The organism is Halobacillus litoralis (genome assembly GCF_009856355.1).
In the GTDB taxonomy this organism is placed as follows: Bacteria; Bacillota; Bacilli; order Bacillales; family Halobacillaceae; genus Halobacillus; species Halobacillus litoralis_B.
Genome location: NZ_WMEW01000015.1, coordinates 59,800 through 65,965, shown reverse-complemented (window position 1 = coordinate 65,965; position 6,166 = coordinate 59,800). Strand labels below are relative to the sequence as shown.

General features: G+C 35.0%; 8 protein-coding genes. 7 read left to right on the top strand and 1 reads right to left on the bottom strand.

The features are described from left to right. Positions 1 to 280: 280 nt before the first annotated feature. Complete coding sequence (locus GLV97_RS17520; RefSeq protein WP_160842124.1) at positions 281 to 571, bottom strand: hypothetical protein; 291 nt, start codon at positions 569 to 571, stop codon at positions 281 to 283. A 290-nt stretch (positions 572 to 861) separates the two neighbouring features. On the opposite strand from GLV97_RS17520, the gene GLV97_RS17515 reads away from it, so the two are divergent. The 7 genes from GLV97_RS17515 to GLV97_RS17485 all read left to right on the top strand — a co-directional run bounded on the left by GLV97_RS17515 (position 862) and on the right by GLV97_RS17485 (position 6,148). Beyond that, positions 862 to 1,191: a hypothetical protein gene (locus tag GLV97_RS17515; protein ID WP_160842123.1), complete on the top strand. Its 330-nt coding sequence runs from the start codon at positions 862 to 864 to the stop codon at positions 1,189 to 1,191. A 375-nt stretch (positions 1,192 to 1,566) separates the two neighbouring features. After that, positions 1,567 to 1,683 carry a DUF3953 domain-containing protein gene (locus GLV97_RS20385; protein WP_160890225.1) on the top strand — a complete coding sequence of 39 codons (117 nt, stop codon included), beginning with the start codon at positions 1,567 to 1,569 and terminating at the stop codon, positions 1,681 to 1,683. 214 nt (positions 1,684 to 1,897) lie between these two features. Next, positions 1,898 to 2,251, top strand: a complete 354-nt coding sequence (locus GLV97_RS17505; RefSeq protein WP_160842121.1) for a hypothetical protein — start codon at positions 1,898 to 1,900, stop codon at positions 2,249 to 2,251. Between the two features lie 258 nt (positions 2,252 to 2,509). Next, positions 2,510 to 3,484: a DUF2268 domain-containing putative Zn-dependent protease gene (locus GLV97_RS17500; protein WP_160842120.1), complete on the top strand. Its 975-nt coding sequence runs from the start codon at positions 2,510 to 2,512 to the stop codon at positions 3,482 to 3,484. 259 nt (positions 3,485 to 3,743) lie between these two features. After that, positions 3,744 to 3,929, top strand: a complete 186-nt coding sequence (locus GLV97_RS17495; protein ID WP_160842119.1) for a hypothetical protein — start codon at positions 3,744 to 3,746, stop codon at positions 3,927 to 3,929. Between the two features lie 203 nt (positions 3,930 to 4,132). After that, positions 4,133 to 4,702 carry a GNAT family N-acetyltransferase gene (locus GLV97_RS17490; protein WP_160890224.1) on the top strand — a complete coding sequence of 190 codons (570 nt, stop codon included), beginning with the start codon at positions 4,133 to 4,135 and terminating at the stop codon, positions 4,700 to 4,702. 657 nt (positions 4,703 to 5,359) lie between these two features. After that, positions 5,360 to 6,148: a GNAT family N-acetyltransferase gene (locus GLV97_RS17485; protein WP_160890223.1), complete on the top strand. Its 789-nt coding sequence runs from the start codon at positions 5,360 to 5,362 to the stop codon at positions 6,146 to 6,148. Positions 6,149 to 6,166: the final 18 nt, after the last annotated feature.

The following is a 6,166-nucleotide window of genomic DNA, read 5'->3' as shown; positions in this document are numbered from 1 at the left end:
AGTAACAAAGGAACTTATAATGTAGTACATACCTTTAGATGGAGCGCCGAATGCTGGGAAACTAGCACGTTCGGTGTGGAGCAGGGGAAAAGCTGGAGATAACTTCAAACGCTTACCTATTGCTAACGTTAGTTCAATACGAAAAAGTAGAATTAGAACGCTTGGTTGTGATGTCCAGGTGTTCTATTTTAGGTGTCATACCTTCAATTATTCTTTATCAAATACTTACTTATTCCGATTCAGGGGTCAGTTTCTTTTTACTCATAATCAAGCCCTTCTTTTAGGAAAAAGCCATATTCCAGCCTAAATTTATACCTAGTGGGATGGAAGCCCAAGTAATTAAGAGGGAAAGAGCTAAGAATAAGCCTGGAACTTTTCTAGTGTATAGGAACAACCCAATGACTACCCCTAAACCCCATAGGGGCATAGTTAAGAAAAATTCCGGATAAAAAATTTCTTCTCCACTGTAGTTCTCTGCAATGGTCCCTCGAGCGAAAAAGTTTGCAGCGTAATATGCGAAAATCCCGGTAATGATAGAGTTAATTATGAAACTGACCTTTATCTTAGTCATATAGATGTCCCCCTCCCTGAATCATCTATATTATACACTAGATATTACATTCCTCTCTAATGGTCATTAAGGTGAAAATAGTTAATAAACCAAACTTGAGACAGACTGTAAGTTTCATTGAAATCTATCACGCTATTAGAATGAGTTGTAGAAAAACAACAAAGTCGGGTACTGAAAATCATACGAAAAGCTGGCATCCGATCCGGGTGTCAGCTTTTCTGTTCTGCTTTTAGGTTTCATCCGAGATTTTTTGAATATTATGGTAAAATCAGTGGAGAGTTGGATATTCAATGGACGGAGCAGGTTTGTTGAAGACTCAGTACTACCGGGGAGGCATAAAGATTTTATTATTTTTGACAACTCTATTGTTAATAGTCGGATCTTGGATTTGGTTTAATTATAATCTTAAAAAGGGTATTTCGCAGTTTTTCTTAGTTATAACTTCAATTGGCACTCCATTTTTATTTTTTTACGGAGGTATTAACTACGCTGCTTATATTAGTAGCCAAGGAGCAGCTTTTGGTTCCGCTATCCTTCTGTATGTTTTATTAGCAAATAGTATTATTTTAATGATTTTTATTGCAGTTATCGCTATTAGGAAAAATGGAAGAAATGAATAATAAAATTCTGCGATTAATCAGATAGTTTAGGGAACAACATTAAGGTATCTCGAGTTCAAGACTTATAAAAACGGGGGCTTTAATGGAATTAGGAAGGTTCAAAGCCAGCGTTTGATGCTGGCTTTTTATTATGTTGAGGGATGTGTATTGATGGGAATCGTAACTTCATCCGATAAATTTCCTTTTTAATAAACAATCTTGAAATTGATAGATAAGTATTGGACAATATTACCATAATTGAAAGAGGGGGTCTTGTTGAATATAGTTAAAATTATATTGTCTGTTTTGGTAATTTCTCTAGCTGGTTATGGATTAGTAACCGGAGAACCAACTAAGGTCATTCCATACATGATGATTTTTTAAGGAGCATATATATTGGTTCAGGGTATTGAAGAATTTAAGAAAAAGAAGAATTCATACATAGGTTACATGCAAGTTGCCGTTGGGATTTTTGCTTTCTATGTGTCATACCAAGCGTTTATTACAACCTGATTCCAGAGGTAAATTCACAAAGAGTCAGTAAGTTCTGAGGCGATTACTGTGTTTAAACCTATAAGAGTAAAAGGTGGATTGGCTATTTCAAAAAATACCTTGAAATCAAGTATTATGCAATCTGGGACGATAACTGGACAGTGGTTATCGCCGATTGTTGTAATAGAGCAGTTAAACTAAAAATTGGATTTATCTTAATGATTGGTGGTACACAATGAAACGTTTGCTTTTCTTAATGGTGATTATAGTTAGTTTTGCAACTGGATGTAATAAAGAAGAAATTAGTTCACCTTATTTTGTTTGGGAGGGGCAGTTTTATATAACTACCCATGAACCTATAGCTGAAAATGAATTAAGTGAAAAAATTGGTAAAATAAGAGAAAATGTCAATAAACCTTATGAAGACGGTCAAGCTAAAGGGCTTCCTGAAGGTACTATGCTACTTATGGTGGAAGGACAACATCTTGGAACAGATAAAACTAATGATGGTATTATAGCTTTCGAAAGAGATGGAGAGTTTAACATAGCTAGACAAATAGAGCCAGAATTAAAAGGAGAATTGAAATGAATGTTCAAAGGAAATTTCTAACCAATTTATTGAAGACACATGTGCTAAAACAAAGGACTTTTCAGGAAATATCTCGATTTCGAGTCTTAATGAAACGGGAGCAAATGTTCAATAAGACCAATCGCTTTTTTCTAATAAGCAGGTTAGTTGGAAACTCAGTTTCGAGATCACAGCAGTATTGAAAACATCTTCCCGTTCAAACGTATAGTAATTTAAGTCAATTTCCGCATAATTGTATAGTTTTTAAAAGGAGGAACTATGCGACATTTAATTATTTTGGGCATAGCATTGTTTAGTATTTTAATAGGATGTGAGGAAGGGACTTCCAACAAAATAAACAACCAAAAAAATGACGCGATTGTCTCAACTGAAAAGACCTCTAATCAAGATGAATACATAATCGAACAGACCACAGAAAACGGTCAAACTTTAAGGATTTTTTCTGCCTACGAATATGTGCAAGAATATGTGAAAAAGGCTGAAAAAACAGATGAACTGAGTGAGCAGAAAAAATTATGGGACAATATCGTTATGGATCATATACAAGAATCATGTTTGAGTGGTGAACATTCTCATCTTGTGAAGGAATATGTGAGTACTCCTCCAAAAGAACTGAATAAAGTAAAGGATGATATCACCATTCTTCGGGCTTCAGAACCTGAAAAAACGGCACTTGAAGCCTTGGAGAAATCTGCTGATGCATTACAGGGACAAGATACAACGGTTTGTATTCTTCCCAGAGGAAATCTGGATTACGGGGGTGTGAATGTTGGGGCAGGCAAGGTGTCTGTTTTTTACTTCCCTCAATTTAGCAAGGAGCGATTAAAACAGACGGTTGCACACGAATATCACCACAGTGTGTGGACCGAAAAAATTGCTCGAAATTATGAATGGGATTTACTGGGTAGTATTATTTTTGAAGGAAAAGCTGAATACTTTGCTTCCTTGTTATACGGAGAACCAGTAGTGAAAACGTATCATATGGATGACGAACAAGAGAAACAATTATGGAATCGAGTGAAGGATTCTCTGGGTTCAACTGAGGATGATCTAGTGAATACGGTTCTTTATGGAGATGGGAATGAGTTTCCATACAGCTTCGGTTATATTACCGGCTACCACATTGTTCGTGATTATGTTGAAAATCATCCTGAGACAACGGTTGAAGAATGGACGAAATTAACACCCGAGGTGCTTTATGATAAAAGTGGCTACGAAGAATCTTTAAAATGACACAGACCGATCGCCTGGAGTCACGAATATGTATTTATAGATTTCCACCGCATTTATCTAGACTACAGTTAATTCTCTAATAAAAATTAACTTAAGAAAAATCTCGACATCAAGTCTTACGTTAACGGGGACGATTCTCCAATAGAGGTTTTTGTCTTTTTTTACATAAGCACAAAGAATATCGAGGCATTTAGCTATTTAAATGACGGACCAGAAAAGTTTTAGAAGACACACAAGTTTTTAAAAGGAGGTTTTTGATATGAAGAAGGTAAAGACCAAAAGTTTTTTTATAGTATCAGCCATTGCTTTTCTACTACTGACAGTCGCTGTTTTTTTGAACTATAATTCCCTCGAATACACTAAGGAAGCCTGTTTTGATAACAATAAAACTCCAAAGATTGAGCAAGATTTTCTAGCATTTAATTGGTCTGTTTCTTGTGAATAATTTATTTTTGCATGTTCCATTAACGGGGCGTATATGCAAACCGGATATTGAGTTCCGCACCAACGTGAAGTTTGGTATAATTATATCCTGGTAATAATATGGAATTTATTGAAAGGGGTGATGTCTTATGGCATATAAACTAAATCGTAATAACAAAATAGGCTTAACTTATTGGTATAAATTTATGCATAGGAGATGTCACATTGGTAATCACAGAAAATACATTTGATATTGTTTCAGAAACAGAAAGGTTAGTAATTAGACCGCTAAAGAAATCTGACTATAAGGATTGGCTAACAGAATTTGAAAATCGCGCCCCATCACAACATCGTCATGATAAAGGTAAAATGGATATGAGCCAATGCACACAGGTTTGGTTTAATAACCTAATAGATAAACATCAAGACCTAGCAATTACAGACATTGCTCACATGTTTGCTGTATTTAGAAAAGAAGACGGAGTACATCTAGGTATGGTCGATTTTTCAACCTTATCAAGAGGTGATTTCCAATGGGGGAGGATAGGATATTCTATCCACAATCAGTATTGGAGAAAAGGTTATGCTAAAGAAGCTGTGAAAGAAGCAATTAATATTGCTTTTAACAATTTGAAATTTCATCGTATTGAAGCCCATATTAACTTGGATAACACTGCTTCCTTTAACTTAGCAAAGGGCGTAGGGATGGAATACGAATGTACAAGAAAAGGGTTTATTTTTGAATTTGGAGAATGGACAGATAATTTAGTCTACTTTAAAAATTCTTTTGAGTAGTGGATCCTCTTAAAAGATATGGCGGCTGCTCCCTAAGAGCAGTCGTTTTTTACAATAAACACTTTAGTTTTGGAATTACTCAAATATATCCCTAAATCCAGTCTTCCGTATAAGGGGGCGATTCTGAAACAGAAGAATTCCTCTTCTTAACGTTTGGGGCAGGTTAGTTGAAGGTTTAGGGAGGTTTTTTGTGCCAAAATCAGTTTTAGGAAAGTTATGCTTGTTAATGTTGGTTATATATTCTTTATCCAGATTGTTTTGTTTGTGAGAATGATGTTTATTAACTTTTTCGGAGCTATGGTTCAATTCATTAAATTCACTCCATATACAAGTATAGTTGGCATCATACTTGGGTTAACGAGTTTAAATAAAGAAAGGGAAAAGAGAATAGTACCTCTTATTACACTTATTATTGGTATAATATTCCTTTTAGTACTTCTTCTCTTCTTATTCGGTTTTTCCTTTGGTGGGTAATTTCACATCACGGCTAAAGACAAATTATTATTTTGATTTCGAGTCTTATTGAAACTGGGGCTTTAATGAATAACTAAGGGACTTATTTTAAGAACTTCCCTTTTTTAGGTCCAATAAAGGGGATAGGAACAATAGTATTGAAATGAAATATTGGATGAAAAACCAAGAATAGGCGGAATATAAATGGATTTAATGAAACAGATAGAAGAGCTTGATTTTGCACTTTTACAGTCCTTTTCAAATAAACAAGATCAACCGTGGGGAGTTCTGTTTTGGAACCAGGACCAACCAGAATATTATGATGCAAACCATGCTCATTTAAGTGATCAACCTGATGACCCCGAAAAAGTTATCTATGAGGTTACTTCATTTTATAAAGCCATGAATATTATTCCTAGGTTTTATTTATATGGATTTGAGTCAAAGTCAAGCTTTATTGCGCTATTAAAAGAGAAAGGATTTCAGTATGAAGAGTTTCCACAGCCGATTCAGCTATGGAATAAAAAAGTAATACAGTTACCATGCAATAAAAATGTAACAATAGAGAAAGTAGACTTTAAGAATTATAATGATGCCTTATGGGTAGAGTGTCAGATTAATGAATTTGGAGGAAGAGTAGTTCGTGAAAAGGCGTTAGAATCTGAGTTTAACGATAATCGTTATAGCCATTACCTTTTAAAATATAAAGGGATACCATGTTCTACAATATGCTTGTTTGTTCATGCTAATCAAGGGAGAGTAGAGAGTGTGGCGACAATTGAAGAATATAGAGGAAAAGGATTAATCGGCTTTTTGTTACAACACGTGCAAAGTGAATCTCAAAATTTACGACTAGAAAAACTATGGGTTCACCCGATTAGTGAACAAGTTGAGAAAGTTTATAGTCGCTATGGTTTTACTACCATACTTACATTACAAACCGGTCATGCTTATTTAGGTCGAAAAGGGATTAGAGAGATACAAGGGCGATGAGATAGTGGAGGAAAGGTA